Source organism: Rossellomorea sedimentorum, assembly GCF_046237645.1.
GTDB lineage: Bacteria > Bacillota > Bacilli > Bacillales > Bacillaceae_B > Rossellomorea > Rossellomorea sedimentorum.
In genome coordinates this window covers 1,653,515-1,675,612 of sequence record NZ_CP143546.1, presented here as the reverse complement: position 1 = coordinate 1,675,612, position 22,098 = coordinate 1,653,515, and the positions used below count along the sequence as shown (strand labels likewise).

Genomic DNA, 22,098 nt, shown 5'->3' with positions numbered 1-22,098 from the left:
CCCTTCAATCCGATTTCTTTCTTTTATGCCAATTTTCGCACAATTAACATTAACATCAGTATACCATCTTCATGAAAAAATGGAATAATTTCCATCCATTTTTTCTTAAAATCCTTTATCACTCTAAAGCACTAAGAGGGACAGTCCCTCTTAGTGCTTTAAAGTATTAAAAGATCTTTATATATATCATAATTTCTGATCAGATACTTGTCACTATCCCTTACCTTGTCTATAATGAAAGACGATAATTGGCTTTTACAGAATTATGAGGTGAAAAAGCGTGCAATTAGAAGGCTGGTTTTTAATCTTCATTCTTTTCTGGGTCGTCATTCTAATTTCTTTGTTTGCCATCGGCGGATTTTTCATGTTTCGAAAGTTTTTGAAGCGCATGCCGAAAGAAGATGGACGATCTGATTTGGATTGGGAAGAATATTATGTTAATAAAACGTATAAGTTATGGGGTCCAAAAGAAAAAGAGATACTAAATGAACTCGTTTCACCTGTTCCGGACTTGTTCAGAGATGTAGCAAAACAAAAAATCGCCGGAAAAATAGGCGAACTTGCGCTGAAAGAAAAAGCATCTTCGATTTCACAAGAACTCATTATACGCGGTTACATCATGGCAACACCTAAAAGGGATCATAAGTTTTTAAGAAAGAAACTGGATGAGATGAATATCGATGTAGCCCCTTATGAACATCTGTTTTAGGATGACAGAAAGGAATTATACACTATGAGTGCTATTTTAATCATCCCTATCATTCTATACATTATTTTTATTGGAGCAGGACTCTATCTTTACAAAAAATATAAAAAGACGAAAGGTTGAAACAGGTAAGCTGTTTCAACCTTTTTCTTTTTTATTCCTGGAGGCACTTCTAACTGCCTAGTTATAACTGTGGTTTAACTCCACTCACCGGCCACACGGTACATACCAATCAGCTATATAAATACAAAAAACCGGCACCCTGTCCTTTAACAGGTTACCGGCTTTCTCAAATCGTATTAGTCGTCAAATCATCTTTGTCATTCAACAATCTTTTATACTGCATGTACATAGCTATCCTCCAGGGAACAATCATCCCAAACGCAAGGATCCAGAACATCCCGCTAAGCTGCCCATAATCTATACTATTGCTCAGAATAAGCTTGGCTGCAATGCGAACCAACAATAATCCAATTAAAATAAAGGCAAAAGCTTTTGACCGTTTCAGATATATATCATTATCACGAATTTCAAAACTGGACGTTTTGATGAGGAAAATAGAAAAAATCATACCGACTACCAAAGCCTCGACAACTTCCGCTAAGGTCACCCTAAACATCGGAACAAGAAACATAAGTGCACCTGTACTCATGAAAATCGGCGGCAAAATGATCTTCTTGGCCGTGACAGGCTTCTTCTGTGCTCTCATTCGTATAAAAATCACAAAAAACCCCATACCAATCGCAATAATGGATGAAGCAATCGTCATTGACATCTCTATCATCCTTTATAAATAAATTACATGTGTCGTCACTAATTATAGACTATTACACCAAAAGCGCAAGGGGCGGTTCATTGAAACGAGCAAAATGCAGGAGGATTTTTGGGGGTTAGGAGAACAACATACATGTTTCCCATAGTAACTGCTGCCAGGATGCTCTTACTTTATTAGGGTGCCTCATAAACCTCCCATAAAGCCACTTTTCTTCTCTTTTTGGAATTAGGGTGCCTCATGAAACTCCCATAGAGCCACTTTTCTTCTCTTTTTGGGATTAGGGTGTCTCATGTACCTTTCATGCAACCACTTCAACCTTTTTTGCCTTCAGTGAGACACACAAACCTTTTATAGAGCCTTTCCCAGGGTGCATCAAGAAAGAGTATTTGTTCCCAAACTTCTCGCTCAGCATCCATTAAACCAAAAGAGACCTCCGCAGCTACAAGGGCTGAGGAGGTCTCTGAATCCATTAATTTAAAACTCTATTGATTGCTTCAACGACACGGCTTTCATCGAAAGGTTTGACGATGAAGTCTTTTGCCCCTGCTTCAATTGCTTCGACCACCAGTTTTTGCTGGCCCATAGCAGAACACATGATAATCTTCGCTTCCGGGTATTCATTGATGATGTGCCTCACTGCTTCTATACCCGTCATCTCCGGCATAGTGATATCCATGGTCACGATATCAGGCTGCAGTTCGCGGTATTTTTCAATTGCCTGGAAACCTGTCTCCGCTTCGCCTATTACTTGATGGTCACTATTTTGAAGCATATTTCCAAGCGCCATTCTCATAAATTTAGCATCGTCCACTATTAGTACTGTTCCCACAGGTGATCCTCCTTGTTCCAGCAATGGAAATGGAAATTCTGCTGTATAAATAAAATTTCTGATTATTACTTAAATATAGCATTCTTTCCCAGTTAAATTCAATAATGGATTTTTCTATTCAATCAGGGGGGTGGTACTGGCTAAAACCCTGTAAATCCACCGGTAAGCTTACTGAAAAAGATGATGATCGCCGTGAGCAAGTCGAAAAAGAGCATGATTCCAACAAGAATCATAATATATCCGCCGACCTTCATGATTTTTGCGTTGTTCTTCCGAATCCATTGCATCTTGCCGACAAAGAAGGACAGGATCAGGAAAGGAATAGCAAAACCAAGGGCATACGAGGTCATATAAATCATGCCTGATCCCGGATTTGTCCCGACAAGGGATATAACAGCCCCTAGTATCGGCCCGGTGCATGGTGTCCATCCTGCAGCGAAAGCCATCCCGATCAATACAGAACCCACATAGCCTGCTGGCCTGTTTTTAAATTCAAACTTTCTGTCTTTCATAAGGAACTGTGGCTGAAATACTCCGATGACCATCAGTCCGAAGATCACGATAAATATGGCTCCAACCTGGCGAATGATATCCTCATATTGAAAAAGAAAATTACCCAGAAACGTGGTACTGAAGCCCAGAACGATGAAAATCGAGGAAAATCCAATCAGGAACAAAATCGTATGAATCAAGCTTCTCCTTTGAAGTTTCACATTTTCATCTTTTAAATCACTCACTGACATCCCGGTTATGTATGATAAGAATGCCGGGTAAAGCGGCAGACAGCAGGGTGAAATGAAACTCAGGAACCCTGCACCGAAAGCCAAAAATATATTTATATCACCCATAAGCCCAACTCCTAGTAAATCTCTTTTTATCATTGTATCAGACATCTTCTAAACATTGGAGGTAAAGGCCTGTGAACAATTTGTGTACAGGGAATGAGACCCACGTATTACGCTTTCTTTAATATCCACCTTTACAATTCCTTACTTTTTTCATAAAAAATGTGAATAATCCTTTAAAAAAATTCTCCTATTCGCTATACTATTGTATAAGAGTTACATTTATTAGTAGAATTAGAGAGATCACTCTTCACGAAAGGACTTAAGGCCATGTGTAAACAAGAGCTACTAGAACGGATAGAGAAAAAACGTGCCCAGTTAATAGACATTGCAGCTGTTAATGGTCTTAACTCACCTCTGGCTATAAAATACAGTCAAGAACTTGACAACCTTTTGAACCATTATAATCGTATGTTCATTAAAACATCATCCATATCGAAATCCCTGGTTGCCAAACAAGCAACTCTTTAAACAGAGAGAGGCAAAAGCGAATAAACATCGCTTTTGCCTCTTTTTCAAATGTTTTATTTTACGGCTCTGCATGCACCTATATATTAATGGCAGGTACCCCGACTAAAAGCAAATTTAACTATTTTGAGCTCACATTTTCCACCTTATCTTCGTAACCTGTTTGATACTTCCCATTTTCCTCTTCATCTCCGTTTGTTGTTGCATCCGCTACGACCCAGGTATCATCCTCCATAACCAAGATGAAGGTTACCTCTTTCTTTCCGTTATCAATATTTTGAACAACGTGATACTCCTGGTTCGAGGCTTCTTCCATTGAAAATTCCTGATCCTGCTGCAGCCAAATAGGTGTTTCCGTTGCTACGACTGAGAGTTCCCCATTTTCTTCTTTAATGTATAGGTCCACAAGGTTTTCAGCATATTGGATTGTCATAATGTTAGAAAAATATTGAATGATTTCATCCTTGCTTTCATATTCTTCAAGTTCAGGTCCTGCGTTGATGACTTCCATAAAGGTTTCTTTGTACTGCCTTAACACTTCCTTAGCTTTTTCCTTCGACATCTCAGAATCACTGTCAGTGTTACCATTTGTTTTAGTTTCGGGAGTTTCAGTTTCAAAGCTTTCCTGTTGAGATTCTTTTACTGCTTCAGCTTCTGCCGGGTTAGCTTCCGTACTTTCTTCAATCGTTCCACACCCGGTTAATGTCAACAAAGAAATCCCCAGTGAAATTGCAGCTATTTTCATAGTTTTTCCTCCCTTTCAATGTATAGTAACCTATACACCTGAAAGGGGACTAGTAAACAAAACAAGAAGATAACCGAACTTTACGGCTACCTTCTTTGATTATGAATCTACGGCATCTTCAATTCCTTCAACAAGTCCATTCTGCAGAAGATACATTTTATGATATAACCCTTTTTGAGAAAGAAGTTCCTGATGATTGCCCCTTTCGACAATTTCACCTTGATGAAGCACCAGAATACAATCCGCATCCTGGATTGTAGATAAACGGTGGGCAATGGCTATTGTCGTACGGCCTTTTCGCATCTTGGCGAGTGCCTGCTGAATGGCATCTTCCGTTTCTGTATCGATATTGGCAGTTGCTTCATCCAGAACCAGTATCTTAGGGTTGGTGGCAATTGTCCTGGCAAAGGCGATCAACTGCCTCTGCCCGCTTGAGAATGTGGATCCCCGTTCGACTACTTTCTGTGAATAACCGTCAGGGAGCTTTTCAATAAACGTATGGGCTTGAACAAATTCTGCGGCCGCTCTCACTTCCTCATCGGTCATTTCCTCTGCATGAAGCCTGATGTTATCTTCTACAGTTCCATAGAACAGGAATGGATCTTGCAGGACCAAACCAATCCTCTCCCTTAATTCTTCAATCGGATAATCTTTGATAGACTTGCCATCAATAAGAATTTCCCCTCTGGAAAATTCATAAAATCTCATTAATAAATTGATGATCGAGCTTTTCCCACTCCCCGTGTGTCCTACCAAAGCCACCGTTTCCCCTGGCTTAGCAGTAAAGGAAATATTTTTTAATACATCTTTCTTGCCGTCATAGGAAAAAGTAATATCCCTGAATTCGATCTCGGCGTCTTTTATCTGCCCTTTGCTCGCGGTGTTTTGAGCAGGGGACTCCTCTTTTTCATCAAGCAAGGTAAACACACGGGAAGAGGCCACGATTGCCTGCTGAAACATGGAGAGTCTGGTCATGACGTTATTGACCGGCTCAAAGAAACGGTCCAGATAGTTGATGAATGCATACAGGACCCCGATTTCAATCGGGCTGGTAAAGGAGGAAATTCCAAAATAAGATAATACGAGAATCAGTGCTGCTGTATATACTAAATCAGTTGCCGGCCGAAGGAGCAGCCCATCCATCTTGATATTCCGCATTCCGGCTTTATAATGATCTTCATTAATGTCTTCAAACTCTTTTCTTAATCGTTTTTCCTGTCGAAAAACCTGAACAATTGCCATCCCTTGCAAAGATTCACTCAGTTTGGCATTAAGCTGGCTCAAACGCTCTCTTAAATCATGATAAAAAATGGAGCTGTACTTCCTGTATGTTTTAATTATGAAAAACAAAACAGGCAAGATGAAAAGGCAGAATAAGGCCAATTTGACATTCAAAATAAACATGGCCGTGAAAATTCCAATGATCAGGAAACTTCCCTGAATAAAACTCACTAGAACACTGACAAACATATCCTTAATGGCTTCTGTATCATTTGTCACCCTTGAGACAATTCCCCCAGCCGGTGTCCTGTCAAAGTACCTCATCCCCAGGCCTTGAACTTTAGAGAAGACATCAACCCTCAGCTGCTGAATGATCTTCAGTGCAATCTCCTGAAACTTTAACAATTGAAAATACGAAATGACTACATTGAATATCTGAATGCCCAGATAGGCTGCCCCAAGCCATATTAATGGTTCGTAAGGGAAATTTCTTGGCGTCAGATAATCATCGATGAATATTTTAATCAGATAAGGTCCAAGTACATCGCCTAAAGTCGTTAAAGCTAGAAGTAAAAATGCTAGTAAAATAGATTTTTTATGCGGCAAGGTATATCGCAATAACCTTTTTAAAACATGACGCTGTTCTTTGGCTGACATGGTCGTTGTTTTTTCCATAGGCTTATCCTCCATGCTCTACTAATTCTTCTAATTGCTGGCGCATATACATCTCCCGGTACCAGCCATCATTTTTCATCAGCTCTTCATGCGTGCCTTTCTCACTGATTTCTCCATTATCCAATACAAGAATCAGATTCGCATGTTGAATGGCACTCAGCCTGTGAGCAGTAATGATGGTGGTTTTGTCTTCTCGATTCTCTTTCAGCGCTTTTAGGATTGATTCTTCTGTCTTTGCATCAACGGCGGAGAGAGAATCATCAAGGATAAGTACTTCGGGTTCCATTAAAAGCGCTCGTGCAATTGAGATCCTTTGTTTCTGTCCCCCCGATAATGAAACGCCCCGCTCACCCACAACCGTTTGATAACCGTCTGTAAATGTTTTTATATCTTCATGGATATGGGCCAAAGATGCTGCCTTTTCAATTGTTTGCTGTTCTGCCAAGGGATTCGTAAAAGCGATATTTTCAGCTATTGTTGCAGAAAACAAGAAGTGATCCTGAGGTACATATCCAAGAGACTCTCTGAGTTTTTCTAACTTGTAGTCTTTAATGGATCGTCCTCCAAATTTTACAGTACCTTTGTAGTCCTCGAATTCCCTGATGAAAATTTTCAGCAGTGTCGTCTTTCCTGCCCCTGTCTTCCCGACAATTCCCAATGTTGCTCCCCTTCTTAATGTAAAGCGGATATCCTTAAGAACACTTTTCTCTTCATCCGGGTATGTAAACTGATCAATATTAAAATCTATATCCCCACTGGGTCTTTCAGCGAGTGCATTTTCACTGTCTTCAATTTCTACTTTTTCTGCAAGCAGGCTGGTCACCCGGTCATAAGAAGCACGGCCTCTTTCTACAATGTTAAAAAGCCAGCCAAAAGCCAGCATAGGCCAAATTAACAGCCCTAAATAGGTGGTAAAGGATACAAGCTCACCTATCGTCAATTCACCTGCAATGACAAACCTGGAGCCAAAAGCCACTGATAAAAAGAAAGAGATCCCGACAACGATGGATATGGTAGGACCGAATAAAGAGTCAACCCGTGCAACAGAAATATTCTTCTGAACGACATCCTCTGACTTGGAACGAAAAGACTCAATATCTGCCTCCTCCTGTCCGAACGTCTTAATGACCTTGATTCCCGACACACTCTCCTGAGTCTTATCATTCAAGCCGGAGAAGGCCTCCTGGGCTTTATGGAAACGTTTATGTAGTAATGTACCGTAATAATTGGTCAGCAATGCCATAAACGGCATAGGAATCAGGGCAATCAGCGTCAGCTTCCAACTGATCGTGGCAGCCATTGCTATTATGACAAAGCCTCCTGTTGCAAGGGAATCAACAAATGTCAATACTCCCTGCCCAGCGGTCATTTGTATGGCTTGAAGGTCATTTGTTGCATGGGCCATTAAATCCCCGACACGCCTTTTCTGATAAAAGGAAGGCGTCATCTTTGTAAAGTGGTGATACAGTTTATCCCGAAGCAGCTTTGAGAGCTTTACGGCTGATCCGAAAATCATGATCCTCCAGACAAACCTCAATCCATACATACTCAAACCGGCTGCCGCTACTATCCCGACCCACTGCAGGAGCTTTTCAGAGGTCAATTCACCCTGTTTGATGCTATCGACCACAATTCCTATAAGCTTTGGCGGAACCAACTGAAGTAAAGCCACAACCAGCAGGACAGCGATCCCCGTAAGATAAGATTTCTTTTCTTGCTTAAAAAACCACATCAAATCCAGAAAGACTTTCATGATGTATTCCTCCGAATCCCGAAAAATTTTGCGACTCTTAATTTTAGCAAATTTTTCAAAAATATAAAATAAAAGTTTCTCTTTAGATATATTGGTTACCCTTTCAGCATAGATCAGGCTTCCGCGGAAATGGTCTGCTTCCCCCACTTTGAAAGGTATACTTTTGTTAAGGGGTTGAATTGTATTCAGGAGGGCACGTGTTCAAGGGGGATGGTAAGTTTCTCTTTAATATTCTCTTTTTAAGGTAAGAGGGGTATGTTTTGCTTTTTTCGTACCCCTTCTACGGCTATCCTCTCGCGCTAAGGGTACATTTAGCTTTTATTCGTTACCCTTCTACAGCTTTTCTCTCGCTCTAGGGTAACGTTTAGCCTTTATTCGTTACCCTTCTTCGACTTCTCTCTCGCTCTAGGGGCACGTTTAGCTTTTATTCATTACCCTTCTACGGGTATCCTCTCGCTCTAGGGGCACGATTTGCTTTTAATCGTTACCCTTCTACGGCTATCCTCTCGCGCTAGGGGCATGATTTGCTTTTATTCATTACCCTTTTACGGCTATCCTCTCGCGCTAGGGGCACGTTTAGTCTTTATTCGTACCCCTTCAACCCTTATTCTCACGCTATAGGGGAACGATTAACAAAATCACCCGACTAAGTAACAAAACAAAAAAACGTGCAGCTACGCACGTTTTTTTCAACTTCCACTATCATGGATATGAACTGCAGGCTCTTCCTCGGGTTCAACTAATACAGTTGCCGCCGTGCCTTCTGGTGTTTTTACATAGATATAAACCGGCTCATGCGGAAAGAAGTCCTGGATTTCGGGAGCGAACGCCTGGACAAACCCGACAATCTCTCCATACTTGGTCATGTCCGTATTAACATTGATGACCATCTTCTGCAGATCGCTTTCAATGTAAGTCCCTTTTGAAACTAATTGGATGGTTCGATCTGGGAAGAACGCATTCATATCTTCTTCCAATCCTTTAAGACGATTGGAAACCACACGGTCATGCTCTTCTGCAGCATTTGACGGAAAAAGAAAATCCTGCTTTTCAATCTCTCTCCACTTTTTAATTGATTTATCATTCGCATCCAGATAGGCATAAGTAAAATAAGAGCCCGGAAGAACGCTATTTTTCTTTTCAAGTTCAAAAAGTGAAATTACAATGGGTATATTTTGCAGATTTTCTTTCTGTCTAACCCGGTTAATGATAATCTCAGCCATTTTCTTGCCTTCACTTATCATTTTCTTTTCCGAAATTTCTTTCATGTCGAAATGTTTCAGGCCCATATTATCATTAACCGAAATATAATCCACTGAGTTCATGGCCAGACCTATGGATAATCCTTTTAAATTTCCTTTTTGGTCAACATAATTCTGCTCATGTACATATCCGAGGTAAATGGGTTTTTCCTTGCTTAGCTCCATTACTTTTTCCCAACCCATATCCTCAGTCACTTCTATGGCCGGATTCAAGCCCAGTTCATCATTTGATTTTCGACGAATCCAGCTGCCAATTTCGTCTAAATATTGACCTTCTTGATAAATAAACTTATCCGCAGGAAAATAATCTTCTGACAAACTCATGAGACCTGTTTCAATTTCATTCATATCAACACGATTATTCACTTGATACGTAATTAGCTCTCTATTTTTACTGAAAACAGACGATTTCACTTGATATCGTAAGTACTCGTTCGTTTCGTTTTCAGATGTACTCTGTTGTGTCACTAAATTTGTGTTTTCATTCTCCGATTTATCAGGTATACCCAAAAAGGTGCAACCGGATAAGATCAACATTAAGCCTGTACTTGTTGCAATAAGTCGTTTTTTCATTTAGGTTTCCCTCCGACCACTATTTTAGCATAAAAAAAGACCGGTGTTACTTGATATTAACCCTCTACTTAATACTGATGTAAAAAGTGTCAATATTCAAGAGAAAAGCATTGGCACCAACTTCAGATTGCCCTGAGTTTCAACTGAGTTGTTAAGAATTGAAACAGCATCACATTTTTCAAATGGATTTCATTTTACACCTTGCCGTTTGGATTGGAATAGAAATGGTTCATGAAGCCTGCAGCTGGAATTATGCAGGTAATAGACCAATTGGAGCCAACTATCTATCAAATACCATCAAAACTTTCAAAAACAGCTCCTTAAGATAGTAAAAAAGCACCCTGTTCAGAGTGCTTTATCACTTATTTCATATTTTTGTTCATTGCATTCATCATTTGATTGATTTTCTTTTGGGAAGGTTTTTGTCCCATTTGCATCATCATCATTCTAAGCATTTGTTCGTTGATAGGTGGATTTTTCTTCAAGTAGCTCATCATATATTTACGAGCGATGAAAAATCCTAGCGCTACTCCAGCTAATGCAGCCAGAACACCGACTAGAATAAATTGCCAAAGCATAGTTCTATTTCCTCCTTCATGTTGTCCTTTTAAAAGTGTACTAAACCAAGAAAGATTATACAATAACTTAATGTAAATTTCTCTATTAACATTAAGAGATCCAAGAAAATAGTAAAAAAACTAAATATATTTTCTTACTTTTATCGGCTTTAGCCAGCCAAATTGTTCATTTTCAATATCAATGGCAAGCAAACGGCCGTCAAGCTTTCTTAACATCTCAAAAATAAAAGCTTCCCAATCGCTGTGTCCCTCAATAATTACTTCTATATAATTATCCACTATAGAGATTTTAGCCGTATTTTTTCCGCACGGTGATTCAACATAGAACTGATTGTCTTCCTGTGTGCATCCTTTACTGTGGCCAAGAGCATGTAAAATGGCTCGACTAAAAGGCAGAAAAGGAATGGTCCTGGTAATATATTGAATCTGCTTATTCAGAAGTTCTTTCATTACTCCATAAGAAAATTTACTTTCGCTGAACAAATTATAAAATGAACGTTCTCTACCGTAAAAATACTCGGCAATTTCATCTTCTATCCAATAGAGTCGGTAGGATTTCATTTCTCTTCCTCCCCTTAGCTTGTCCTTTTCCATAGTATAAAGAACATCGGGGATTTAGATTGTAGAATGTTGTTAAAAAGTTCCACTAGTTTTGTCGAGAAGGTTTAAAGTGGTTCTTTTTAGATGGTTCTTATCATATATATTGTTGCTCTGAATAAAATGGTTGGTTTGCGCTTCAGTGGTTGACTCAAAGGAGCTTGTCACTAGAATTAGACGTCCCGCTAGTCCCACAGGAGGTCACCCATCTTCTCCTAACACGATGCCAAAACCTTTAGCGCACCTCAACTACCTTTTACCAATTAATATTTTGTAAGGTGCATTACATCGCAGTACACAGACTTCCGTATATAAGGAAAGCTGCTGATAGACAGCAGCTTTCACATATGGATTATTATCTTTCAAGCAGCGCCTTCACACGAGAAACAACATTTTCTACAGTGAAACCGTACTCTTCCATAATCTTCTCTCCTGGGGCGGAAGCGCCAAATCCATTGATAGCAAGAATATCTCCTTCATCTCCTGCATAGCGGTCCCATCCAAGTGGGGAAGCCACTTCAATGGCAAGGCGTTTTTTAACCGATTTAGGAATGATTGATTCTTTATATTCTTTAGACTGCTGTTCAAATCGATCCCAAGACGGCATACTGATGACAGAAACAGCGAGACCGTCTTTAGCAAGTACCGCTTGAGCTTCCACAGCAAGGCTAACTTCTGAACCGGATGCAAGCAATAGTGCATCAGGCTGTTCCTTCCCAGCCGGGGAAACAACGTAAGCACCTTTCTCAACACCTGTATGCGCCTTGGCATCTGTACCTTTTAAAGTAGGAAGGTTTTGTCTGGTCAATACAAGCGCAGTCGGTTTATCTTTAGAAGTCAATGCGGTTCTCCATGCTGCTGCAGTTTCATTTCCATCTGCAGGACGGATGACAGAAAGATTCGGCATTGCTCTTAATGATGCAAGCTGCTCAATCGGCTCATGTGTAGGCCCATCTTCACCAACAGCGATACTATCGTGTGTGAATACATATGTTACTGGAAGTCCCATAAGGGCAGCCAGACGGATTGCCGGTCTTAGATAATCAGAGAAGACAAAGAATGTTCCTCCAAATACTTTAATTCCTCCATGCAGGGCCATGCCGTTCATGGCTGCACCCATCGCAAATTCACGAACTCCGAACCAGATATTTCGGCCTTCATAAGATTCCGGTGTAAAATCCTTTTGACCTTTAATCATTGTTTTGTTGGACCCGGCAAGGTCTGCAGAACCACCAATCAAAGCAGGTGTATTCTTGGCAATCGCGTTCATCACTTCTCCAGAAGAAGCACGGCTGGCAAGGCTGCTGCCTTCTTCATACACAGGGACCTCTTTATCCCATCCTTCTGGAAGCTCACCTTTCATTGCAGCTTCAAATTGTGCTGCTAGTTCTGGATACTTTGCTTTATACTGAGAAAATAGCTCATTCCATTCCTGCTCTTTTTTCTCTCCTGTATCAACGATAAGTTCCTTAAAACGTTCCTCGACTTCAGAAGGTACATGGAAATCTTGTTCAAAGGTCCATTTGTACGCTTCTTTTGTCATTTTCATTTCCTCTGCACCAAGCGGGGCCCCGTGAACATCAGACTTGCCTGATTTAGTAGGAGCACCGTAACCGATAACCGTTTTGATTTCGATCAATGTAGGATGATTCTCATCACGCTTTGCCTCTTCAAGAGCTTTAGCAATAGTTTCTGTGTCATTTCCATCTTCAACACGAATGTATTGCCAGCCATATGACTCGAAACGACCTTTAACATCTTCAGAGAAAGATCTATCCAAATCACCATCTAATGAAATGTCATTAGAATCATACATAACGATCAAGCGACCTAACTTAAGATGTGCTGCCAAGGAAGCTGCTTCAGATGAAATACCTTCCATAAGATCCCCGTCACCACAGATGCTATATGTATAATGATCAACTATATTAAAGTTTTCACGATTGTAAACAGACGCCAGATGACGTTCAGCCATCGCCATACCAACTGACATTGCGAAGCCTTGTCCAAGTGGTCCCGTAGTTGCTTCAACACCAGGAGTATGTCCATATTCCGGATGTCCCGGAGTCTTGCTTCCCCACTGCCTGAACTGTTTTAAATCTTCCATTGAAACATCATATCCTGAAAGGTGCAACAAGCTGTAAAGGAGCATAGAGCCATGCCCAGCTGATAGAACAAATCTGTCTCTATTAGACCATTCAGGGTTTTTGGGGTTATGATTCATGATTTTGGACCATAGTGCATACGCCATCGGTGCAGCGCCCATCGGCATACCGGGATGTCCAGAGTTCGCTTTTTCGATTGCGTCAATCGAAAGCGTTCTAATTGTATTGATGGCTAACTGATCTGTTTTATCAAACATTAATCAACATCCTTCCTTTTTTCAGTTACTACTTGTTAATATTAATATTCTTATGAAGTTTATACAAACGATTTGTTTGCCGCTGTCCCCCCTGCATTCCCTTTAGAATGCGCTTGCCCCGTTGTTTTGATCCTTATCGGCAACATCGGAATTAATTTTCTTCACTTAAAATATACACAGAATTTTTTTCGAAAAATCTTCCAGGTACAAGGAATGCGATTTTCATCCAACGGTTAATCCCTTTTTATAGAATGCTCCTTTTTATTGCTCTAATACCCTGATTTAAATACTAAAAAAAGAAAAAAGCATGCAGACTGCATACTTCTCTATCGTTCGATTTCTTGTATTATCAATGCATTTTTTTGTTTTTTTGTATTTCTCTTATTTTCTCCGGCGTCACTTCATTGCCTTCAGGGTCAAACATTCTTGTATTTTCAATCGTTGACCTCATAGAATTCCTGAATGTCTCAAGGTATTCTTTTCGCAATTTTGTTTGTTCCTTAGCCTCTGCAGGTGTCAACCCTTTGGCTTTAGCTTTTTTTGCAAGTGTATTGATCCTTGCCATCTTTTCCTTTGAAAGCATAAATTGTTTCTCCTCTCACTTTATCCAGATATAAAAAAGCACTTAGAGAAGTGCCTATATTCAACCCACATGACCGATTTAATATCGACATGTTACTAGAAATAGAGAGAAAAAACAAGTTTCATGCATTCGATGAGGAGTTGGTATGCTCTTGGTATCTTCTATGAACAGTGGCTTTGGAGATGTTATAGCCAAATCCCCTTAAGGTAGCTGCTATTTCGGCAAACGTCAGCTTATTGTCCCTCAGCCTTACAATCTCTTCAACCGGAACTTCGATTCGCTCACGCCCCTCTCCATTCCCTCTGTTCTTAAGATTTTTGTGAGGTTCATACCCTTTTTCCACTGCTCTTCTCATTCCCCGTTTGATTTTGAGGTTATGAAGTTTTCTCTGATGTTCTTCCACCATGCTTACAATCTGTAAAACCATGGAATCTGATTCCGATAGATGAAGTTCTCCGTTATGGGAGATGCTGAATATCTTCACTCCTTCTTTCATAATGCAGTGAATGAGGGCAATCTTGGCATTTCCCCGGCCGATCCGGGTTTCATCCTGTATAAGGACCGCTTCTATTTCATCTCTTTTAATAATATCCAAAAGTTCCAGAATACCATCCCTGTCCAGCTCATAACCACTGGCTTGATCTTTGATGATATGGGTAACTACAAAACTAAAGTTGTCCGCCAGTTTGAGAAGTTCCTCCTCCTGCCGCTCGAGGGAGGTTTCCTGAGTATCCTTTTTGGTACTGACCCTGCAATATATTACTGCTTTCATATTTCAAACTCCTATTCTTTTCCACTTGCCAGTTCATAACTGCCATAGTTCCTAAGCAGTGATTTTTCCATTGGAATAACGAGTGTTTCTCCAGGCTTGATGATGTCTGTAGACAGATTGTTTTTCTTACTTACCCATTTCACCAACTCTTGAGTGGACATATTATGTTCTTCCGAAAGTTCATCTGCAATGGTCCAGAGTGAGTCTCCTTCTTGAACGGTGACTGTCTGATAAGATTCTCCCGTCCCGACTTTCATTAAAGCAACAGATCCCATAATTACCGCCAATCCCATTAGAAGGATAACATAAGAATAATTTTTCCAGATAGACACTAGCATATCATTACCTCCGTACGAATGTTTGTTCGCGTTTCGTTAAATAGATTATAATACGAACATTCGTTCGGTGTCAACAATTATTCGAACTTATGTTTGTATCACCTTGGCTGACATGCTATAATGGGAACAAAAGATCGGTTTAGAGGTGGAATAAATGACAAAATTATCAAAAAGGCAGCAGGATATCCTCCAATATATTAAAGAAGAAGTCAAGTTAAAGGGATATCCTCCTTCCGTAAGAGAAATCGGGGAAGCTGTAGGACTGGCCTCCAGCTCCACTGTCCATGGGCACCTTGCCAGATTGGAAAGCAAAGGATTGATTAGAAGAGACCCTACGAAGCCAAGAGCAATCGAAGTGTTGGATCTGGAAGAAGATTCTATTCCAAGATTAAATGCTGTCAATGTTCCCTTGATCGGTAAAGTTACAGCGGGCCAGCCAATAACAGCTGTCGAAAATGTTGAAGAGTTTTTTCCCTTGCCGCAGCACCTTGCTCCCGCAGACGAACAGGTCTTCATGTTGGAGATCATGGGTGATAGTATGATAGAAGCAGGAATCCTGGATGGCGATTATGTCATTGTCCGCCAGCAGCAAACCGCAAATAATGGTGATATTGTTGTTGCAATGACAGAAGAAGACGAAGCTACTGTCAAACGATTCTTTAAAGAACAAGATTTCGTACGCCTTCAACCGGAAAACTCTTCGATGGATCCCATCATTCTTCGCCATGTTTCCATTCTGGGAAAAGTGATCGGTGTATATCGTCAAATTCATTAATTAAAAGAACTCCAGGCCTGATAACAGGCCTGGAGTTCTTTTGTTTTTCTAGTAGTTAAAAAGTTTGCTATTGTGAAGCTTATAGCAAGTTCTATACACTTTCGATCATTAATTCACCAATCGATCCTTCTCTTTCCAGAATTCCTTCCGAATGAGGACCTTTTGAATTTTCCCTGAAGCTGTCTTAGGCAGCTCTGCTGCAAAAGAAATGCCTTTTGGTGCTTTAAAGTTAGCCAATTTTTCTTTGCTGAATTGGATTAACTCTTCTTCTGAGACCGTATGCCCCTCCCTTAGTACTACTACTGCATGCGGAACCTCTCCCCATTTTTCATGAGGCACGGCGACCACCGCAGCTTCTAATACACTGTCATGTTCATAAAGGGCACCTTCCACTTCAATGGAAGAAATATTTTCTCCGCCGCTGATAATGACATCCTTCATCCGGTCAACAATCTCAATGTATCCGTTTTCATCAACAGTTGCCATATCTCCCGTATGAAGCCAGCCATCCCTGATTGTTTTTTGAGTTGCTTCTTCGTTCTTGAAATAACCTTCCATAATAGTATTTGTCCTCGTAATTATTTCTCCAATTGCCTTGCCGTTATGGGGGATTTCCTCTCCATGTTCGTCAACCACTTTCACCTTACTGCCAATCATGCCGTACCCGGCTTTTGCTTTCAGGCGGTATTTTTCTTCTTTAGTCAGATTGGCTTCCGTCGACCTTATCACAGATGTAGTGATCAGCGGTGATATCTCGGTCATTCCATATACCTGCATAAATTCCCAACCAAGGTCCTCTTCCACTTTCCTTACAAAAGCAGGCGGAGGAGCTGATCCTGCAATGACCACCCTCACATCTTGAGAAATATTCGGTTTGTCTGTTTGATATTGCTCGAGAACCATATTTAACACAGTAGGGGCCATATGCATGACCGTCACTTTATATTTATTCACTTTATCCAACAGTATTTTTGGATCGGTTTTGCGAAGCATCACTTGTGTTGATCCGTTTGCAGTATAGTAGAATGGCGAGCCCCAGCCATTGACATGGAACATCGGGAGGACATGCAGCAATGTATCCTGATCTGTAACTCTTAAATGATGCATGGCTGATAGGGCATGCAAATAATTTGAGCGGTGCGTCAGGAGTACTCCTTTTGGATCTCCGGTAGTCCCGCTTGTATATAAAAGGGAAGCAATATCATTTTCATCCAGCTCTTCTCTCTCAAAGTCTTCTCCACTATATTGAGTGCGCCATTCGTCGTAGGCTGGATACCCGTCAATCTGTTTGCCATGAATAATCACATGAGTTAGTCCTGACACTTCAGAAAGAATTGACGCTACTAGTGGATAAAGCTCTTCATCTACAAAAAGCACTTTGCTCTCACTATGTGTCAGGATAAACTTATAATCTGCCGGCTTCAGTCTCGTGTTCAGTGGGGTCATCACCCCGCCAACCTGGAACACCCCATAAAAACCTTCCAGCATTTCTATGGTGTTCGGTGAAAGATAAGCTACCTTATCGCCTTTCTCGACCCCAAGACTCTTGAGTCCCCTGGAAAGCTGGTTCACTCTTACATTTAACTGCTTATACGTCAATCGTTTTTCATCATCAATCAATGCAACTTTCTCACCATATTGCTCTACTGCTCTGTCTAAAAAATCGGTTAACACTAAAGGGACATTCACTAAACGCATCCTCCTCTGGAAAATTATATCTTTTATCTCTTTTATAAAGGATTAAGCCCAACTAATCAAGTATATTGTTATAATTTTCTGATAACTGAAGCGGGGTGAGGGCATTTGAGTACGGTTGACCGTTTGGATTTCCAAGTACGGAAGACAAATCAAGAATGTTCCATTTAAATATATAAATATGTCCCCCTGGTTTCTTAGATATGTATTTATAACGGTATAATGAATACATATGGAACATAATTTTATGTACTTCGATGACTGAGGTTCCTTGTTGTAAATGTTATAACTTTTAACAAGTCATCCAGGCTTCCAAAACATTTTTCTACAGAAGGCAAGTGGTAGAAAGTACTGGTTTCAGCCAAATCATTCACTTCATCGTTCGGCGAATAGAGGAATATTTTCTTGTTGAGACCAAGGGCAATCCCCATCTCTATGTGACTGCCTTTCCCCGCTGGCAGCAATATCACCACTATATCTGATTCCATGACAGCTTGTTTTTCTGCCCGCCCTATTTGCTCAAGGTCTTCTATGGTTGCAGCCCTTTGATTTTGGGTCCAATCATAAGTTTGGCTAAAGCCCCGCCGTTTTAATTGATCACTGACATACCGTACCTGCTGAATGTTCTTGAAGCTTGAAGCTACATAAAATTTCATTCATCCGCTTCCCCTTTCATCCTGATTACCCTGCCTTCCATCTCAGGTCCGATTTCTTTCAGCCCAATTTTTCTATAAAACTTCCTCGCCGGAATGTTGGTTGGTGATACTCTCAAATGAAACTCGGTCACGCTTTGTGTTTTGAAGTACTGAAGGGCATATCTATGTATCTCAGTACCAATTCCCTTTCCCCTATATTCAGGTGATAGGTAATAAAGGTGAACATATCCAATTCTCCGTCCTTCATGTTCTCTGGTTGATAATTCAAGCTGACCAACAGGCTCACCTTTTTCCACAACCATTACAAAACCAGCTGGAAACTCCTTGATTTTCTCCTTTAACCACTCTAGATATTCTTTCTCATCGAATCCTGAAGTGTCTTTGAAACTGACAGCAAAGGAGTCCCGGCGAAAATCGATAACATTTTTCCGGTGTATCCCCAAATCAATCGGTGTAAATTGCATAAACTGCCCCCTGTTTACTTTGTTAATAATTATGGCAAACTTCTGAATAGTGGGCAACATTAAGAGTGAAAAAACACCTGCAGGTCAACCTGCAGGTGTTAGGGAATTTATTTCTCAAGTACTAACTCAGCCACACATTCCACATGAACTGTATGAGGGAAAAGGTCAACCGGCTGAACAACTTTCAAGCTGTAACCAAATTGCTCAAGCTCTTTAATGTCCGTTGCAAAAGTAGATGGATTACATGAAACGTACACAATTCTTTCCGGTTGTGAACGTCCGATTCTTCTCATGACTTTACCTCCTGCGCCAGAACGTGGAGGATCAAGAAGCAGCAATTCAGGTCTGCCAAAGCTCTCCAGGATCTGGTCGATTCCCTTTCTTGCATCTTTCGCCAGGAAAGTAGTATTTGAGATGCCGTTATCCTCCGCATTACGTTTTGCTGATTGAATTGAACTTTCAACTATTTCAATTCCGGCAAGTTCTCCCACACGGTTTGCAAATGGCAATGAGAAAGTCCCCACACCACAGAAAAGGTCGATCATTTTTTCTGTTTTCTTAGGTTTTCCCATTTCCACTGCAAGGTCTACAAGTTTTTGAGCCTGAACAGGGTTTGTTTGGAAGAATGTATCAAACCAGAGACGGAATTGATAGCCGTCCATTTCATCATAAATGAAATCACGTCCAGCAAGTACGTGCGTATTTTCCGATTGAGTTCTGTCTGCCCAATCTCTATTTTCCAGCCATAGCAAGCTTTTCACTTTCGGGAACTTTTCTTCTACACGTTTCACCAAGTCAGAAACGGCTTCTTTCAAATTATCTTCAGGCGCTTCTGTTGCAAAAAGGCCGAGCATGATTTCTCCCGTCGCAAAGGACTGTCTGACCATTAAGTGGCGAAGTAGTCCCTCATGGGCATCTTTATCATATCCTTTTAGTCCATGAGCGCTGACCCAATCAGCCACTTCCATTGCGGTGTCCACCATTTCTTCACTTGCAATTAAGCAAGTTTCAAGCGAGATGACTTTACGGAAGTTTCCTTGCTCGTGCAAGCCCAGTGAACCGTCCGGTGCGAAAGTGAACTCCATTTTGTTTCGGTAACGCCATGGGTTGTCCATTCCAATCGTATCCCTTACAAGAGCCGGATCATATCCCTGTGAGGCGACCTCTTCTTTAACATGATCAGTCTTTTGTTTCAACTGCCCCTCATAGCTCAAATGCTGCCATACACAACCGCCGCATCTTTCAAAGTGCGGGCAAGGCGGCGCCGTTCTTTCAGGATGTGCCTCCAGTATTTCTTCTGGAAGAGCCTTTCTTCTTCTTTTGAGAGGTTCGTCCACTTTCACTCTTACCTTTTCGCCAGGCAGAGTACGGGGAATTGTAAGTTTTAACTTTCCAATGTTCCCTTTTTCATTTTCACGCCAGACAACAGCCTGTCCAGCTCCTCTATCATCCAATCGATGAACTTGCGCTTCAATCATTTCACCTTTTTCAATTTTCAATTGAAATTCCTCCTTTATACAAGGGTTTTGCTATCTATATATAATAACTTTAAATTGTATTCCTGGATAAACGTGCAAGAAAGCATACTTACCTAGTATAAAGGACGAGAGGCTTTAATGGAATCATTTCCTGCTTAAATGTAGAAATTTACAGGGTGTAAGGCTTTATTAATACTATGAATAAAGACTTGGTTGAGAAAGAAGGGAGTTTTCAAGGGGCCAGTCAAGTGACCTCTCACAACAGTTAGCTGTTCCACGGTGCCGGTTCCATTACCTCTGGTTCTTTTCAGGCAAATCAGCTAGTGGTAGGGTGCTTTATCGGCGATTCTACTGGGTTTATCAGCGATTTCTTATTCTTATCGGCGTTTCCACGATTTTATCAGCGATTTTGAAGATTTATCGACCATACGGCATAAATCGACATTTGCTTTTTAGAACAAAAAAACACCTCACCCTCACAGGATCAGGTGCCACTTAGAAATTGTACCTTGGGAAGCTCAAACTCTGCCTTGCCCCGGCCGTCATAATTTGAGAAGACAAACACACCCTCTAAACCTCAGGAAACCGATGATTTCCCCCTTCTTTTCATACACAAAATTTGTTTTCTGAAAAGGCTCAAAGAATAACTTCGGAAGCATATCTTCCGCCCTGCCATTCTTTGATCAATGGTGAAATGCTGTAGTAATCCTCGCTGTTCACGTTACGGATTTGCATAATGTATTCTCCTCATAAACTTTCAGAAAAACAAACTATAAATGATATAGCCGGCAATCAACAGCAGTATTAGTAATCCCGTTCCTTTCCAGCCTATACCTCCAACTAAGTCTGCCAGATTCCTGTTTTCCCCCTCACCCATGCTTCCCAGAGGAGTTCTTTTAAGTTCCTCTTGCCTGAGTCTCTCCCTCATATCTTCAGGAGTTTCTTTTTTAACCATCCTCTGCCCCCCCTATTTTATCTTGTAGTCACTCTTTAAAAGGGAGTACATATAAAGATCATCAAAGGTGCCATTCGTATATTCATAATGCCTTAGCAGTCCTTCCCTTTGAAACCCTTTGGCTTCCACCAGTCTTTGTGAGGACGAATTTGCAGGCTCAATTAAAGCCTGGATCCTCTCCAGCTGAATGTGTTCAAAACCATATTGTACTACCGCTTCTAAGGTTTCCCCGGCAATCCCCCGACCCCAAAAGTCCTTATTTAATTCAAACCCCACTTCAGCTCTGGCATGTTTGGCGGTCATATTTAGAAAACCGCAGCTTCCTATCATTCTATTATCATCTTTTAGCGTTATTCCCCATCTAATGCCACTGCCTTCCTTCCGAATAGAATCGTACCAATGGACTTCTCCCATTGCGTCTTTAATCGATTGAAAAGGCAGTAAGCCCATATGTTTTACGACATCTTGGTCCGATAGATAGGCCATCATATCATTTGCATCATCAGGAGTAGGCTTCCTTAAAAGTAATCTGTCTGTTTCTAAAACTGGAAATATCATCTTTCATCCTTCTTTCTCACTAAATCAAAATTCTATATAAAAAGGCTGCATCGTTTCATCCAGGGAATACTCGATTCTTTCTTTGAAGTTAAGATAGGTGACCATTTCATATACCTTCTCTATAGGAAAAAAACCAACTTCCAGAGCTTCAGTTGTGTTGGTCAGTTTCCCTCCAACCGGCCTCCCGAGGAAGAGGGTATTGCAGATGGATCTATTCACGTTTTGAAATACGCCACAGAACTTTGTGACTTCAATGTGCAGTCCGCATTCTTCTTTTGTTTCACGAATGGCTGCCTCTTTTAATGATTCGCCTTCTTCCACCTGGACTCCCGGCATTTCCCATCCTCTCCTGGGACCTTTAATCAATAAAACCTCATAGTTGTCATTGACGACTATTGCAGCTGCTGAAACGATATGTTTAGGTGCTTCCATTCC

Annotated in this window: 23 protein-coding genes; 3 read left to right on the top strand and 20 right to left on the bottom strand. The window is 40.9% G+C overall.

Features of this window, described 5'->3' with window-relative positions; all coding sequences use genetic code 11:
• Positions 1-280 precede the first annotated feature (280 nt).
• The gene (locus tag V1502_RS08100) at positions 281-709 is read left to right on the top strand and encodes a DUF2621 domain-containing protein (RefSeq protein WP_409253848.1); all 429 of its coding nucleotides are present in this window, start codon (positions 281-283) and stop codon (positions 707-709) included.
• Between the two features lie 286 nt (positions 710-995).
• On the opposite strand, the gene V1502_RS08095 is transcribed toward V1502_RS08100, so the two are convergent.
• The 3 genes from V1502_RS08095 to V1502_RS08085 form a co-directional block, all read right to left on the bottom strand.
• Entirely contained in the window at positions 996-1,475 is a 480-nt protein-coding gene (locus tag V1502_RS08095; protein ID WP_409254306.1) for a CcdC family protein, read from the bottom strand.
• A 475-nt stretch (positions 1,476-1,950) separates the two neighbouring features.
• Positions 1,951-2,310, bottom strand: coding sequence for a response regulator (locus V1502_RS08090; protein ID WP_409253847.1), 360 nt, complete (start codon positions 2,308-2,310; stop codon positions 1,951-1,953).
• 140 nt (positions 2,311-2,450) lie between these two features.
• Positions 2,451-3,158 carry a cytochrome c biogenesis CcdA family protein gene (locus V1502_RS08085; protein ID WP_409253846.1) on the bottom strand — a complete coding sequence of 236 codons (708 nt, stop codon included), beginning with the start codon at positions 3,156-3,158 and terminating at the stop codon, positions 2,451-2,453.
• Positions 3,159-3,425: 267 nt separating this feature from the next.
• On the opposite strand from V1502_RS08085, the gene V1502_RS08080 reads away from it, so the two are divergent.
• Complete coding sequence (locus tag V1502_RS08080; RefSeq protein ID WP_409253845.1) at positions 3,426-3,626, top strand: Spo0E family sporulation regulatory protein-aspartic acid phosphatase; 201 nt, start codon at positions 3,426-3,428, stop codon at positions 3,624-3,626.
• 118 nt (positions 3,627-3,744) lie between these two features.
• Here the strand turns inward: V1502_RS08080 and V1502_RS08075 are convergent, their stop codons facing one another.
• The 10 genes from V1502_RS08075 to V1502_RS08030 form a co-directional block, all read right to left on the bottom strand.
• The gene (locus V1502_RS08075; RefSeq protein WP_409253844.1) at positions 3,745-4,368 is read right to left on the bottom strand and encodes a hypothetical protein; all 624 of its coding nucleotides are present in this window, start codon (positions 4,366-4,368) and stop codon (positions 3,745-3,747) included.
• A gap of 99 nt (positions 4,369-4,467) precedes the next feature.
• On the bottom strand, positions 4,468-6,264 hold the full coding sequence (locus tag V1502_RS08070) for an ABC transporter ATP-binding protein (RefSeq protein WP_409253843.1): 1,797 nt from the start codon (positions 6,262-6,264) through the stop codon (positions 4,468-4,470).
• Positions 6,265-6,268: 4 nt separating this feature from the next.
• Positions 6,269-8,017, bottom strand: a complete 1,749-nt coding sequence (locus V1502_RS08065; protein WP_409253842.1) for an ABC transporter transmembrane domain-containing protein — start codon at positions 8,015-8,017, stop codon at positions 6,269-6,271.
• A 689-nt stretch (positions 8,018-8,706) separates the two neighbouring features.
• Positions 8,707-9,852, bottom strand: coding sequence for a CamS family sex pheromone protein (locus V1502_RS08060; protein ID WP_409253841.1), 1,146 nt, complete (start codon positions 9,850-9,852; stop codon positions 8,707-8,709).
• A 362-nt stretch (positions 9,853-10,214) separates the two neighbouring features.
• Positions 10,215-10,430, bottom strand: coding sequence for a YneF family protein (locus V1502_RS08055; RefSeq protein WP_409253840.1), 216 nt, complete (start codon positions 10,428-10,430; stop codon positions 10,215-10,217).
• A gap of 120 nt (positions 10,431-10,550) precedes the next feature.
• Positions 10,551-10,991: a sporulation inhibitor of replication protein SirA gene (gene sirA / locus V1502_RS08050; protein WP_409253839.1), complete on the bottom strand. Its 441-nt coding sequence runs from the start codon at positions 10,989-10,991 to the stop codon at positions 10,551-10,553.
• A gap of 391 nt (positions 10,992-11,382) precedes the next feature.
• Positions 11,383-13,389: a transketolase gene (gene tkt / locus V1502_RS08045; RefSeq protein ID WP_409253838.1), complete on the bottom strand. Its 2,007-nt coding sequence runs from the start codon at positions 13,387-13,389 to the stop codon at positions 11,383-11,385.
• Positions 13,390-13,738: 349 nt separating this feature from the next.
• On the bottom strand, positions 13,739-13,972 hold the full coding sequence (locus V1502_RS08040; protein ID WP_409253837.1) for a DUF896 domain-containing protein: 234 nt from the start codon (positions 13,970-13,972) through the stop codon (positions 13,739-13,741).
• Between the two features lie 121 nt (positions 13,973-14,093).
• Positions 14,094-14,744 (bottom strand): recombinase family protein, encoded by a 651-nt coding sequence (locus tag V1502_RS08035; protein ID WP_409253836.1) that lies wholly within the window; start codon positions 14,742-14,744, stop codon positions 14,094-14,096.
• Positions 14,745-14,755: 11 nt separating this feature from the next.
• Positions 14,756-15,082: a LysM peptidoglycan-binding domain-containing protein gene (locus V1502_RS08030; RefSeq protein ID WP_409253835.1), complete on the bottom strand. Its 327-nt coding sequence runs from the start codon at positions 15,080-15,082 to the stop codon at positions 14,756-14,758.
• Positions 15,083-15,236: 154 nt separating this feature from the next.
• Here V1502_RS08030 and lexA point away from each other — a divergent pair, with 154 nt between their 5' ends.
• Complete coding sequence (lexA, locus tag V1502_RS08025; protein WP_409253834.1) at positions 15,237-15,857, top strand: transcriptional repressor LexA; 621 nt, start codon at positions 15,237-15,239, stop codon at positions 15,855-15,857.
• A gap of 108 nt (positions 15,858-15,965) precedes the next feature.
• On the opposite strand, the gene V1502_RS08020 is transcribed toward lexA, so the two are convergent.
• The 7 genes from V1502_RS08020 to V1502_RS07990 form a co-directional block, all read right to left on the bottom strand.
• On the bottom strand, positions 15,966-17,546 hold the full coding sequence (locus tag V1502_RS08020) for a long-chain-fatty-acid--CoA ligase (RefSeq protein WP_409253833.1): 1,581 nt from the start codon (positions 17,544-17,546) through the stop codon (positions 15,966-15,968).
• Between the two features lie 251 nt (positions 17,547-17,797).
• Positions 17,798-18,208, bottom strand: coding sequence for a nucleoside 2-deoxyribosyltransferase (locus tag V1502_RS08015; RefSeq protein ID WP_409253832.1), 411 nt, complete (start codon positions 18,206-18,208; stop codon positions 17,798-17,800).
• Complete coding sequence (locus tag V1502_RS08010; protein WP_409253831.1) at positions 18,205-18,672, bottom strand: GNAT family N-acetyltransferase; 468 nt, start codon at positions 18,670-18,672, stop codon at positions 18,205-18,207. The genes V1502_RS08015 and V1502_RS08010 overlap by 4 nt, the downstream gene beginning before the upstream one ends.
• Before the next feature lie 107 nt (positions 18,673-18,779).
• Positions 18,780-20,150 (bottom strand): 23S rRNA (uracil(1939)-C(5))-methyltransferase RlmD, encoded by a 1,371-nt coding sequence (gene rlmD, locus V1502_RS08005; protein WP_409254305.1) that lies wholly within the window; start codon positions 20,148-20,150, stop codon positions 18,780-18,782.
• A gap of 757 nt (positions 20,151-20,907) precedes the next feature.
• Positions 20,908-21,105 carry a DUF6366 family protein gene (locus V1502_RS08000; protein WP_409253830.1) on the bottom strand — a complete coding sequence of 66 codons (198 nt, stop codon included), beginning with the start codon at positions 21,103-21,105 and terminating at the stop codon, positions 20,908-20,910.
• Positions 21,106-21,117: 12 nt separating this feature from the next.
• Positions 21,118-21,663, bottom strand: coding sequence for a GNAT family N-acetyltransferase (locus V1502_RS07995; protein ID WP_409253829.1), 546 nt, complete (start codon positions 21,661-21,663; stop codon positions 21,118-21,120).
• 24 nt (positions 21,664-21,687) lie between these two features.
• The gene (locus V1502_RS07990) at positions 21,688-22,095 is read right to left on the bottom strand and encodes an NUDIX hydrolase (protein ID WP_409253828.1); all 408 of its coding nucleotides are present in this window, start codon (positions 22,093-22,095) and stop codon (positions 21,688-21,690) included.
• Positions 22,096-22,098: the final 3 nt, after the last annotated feature.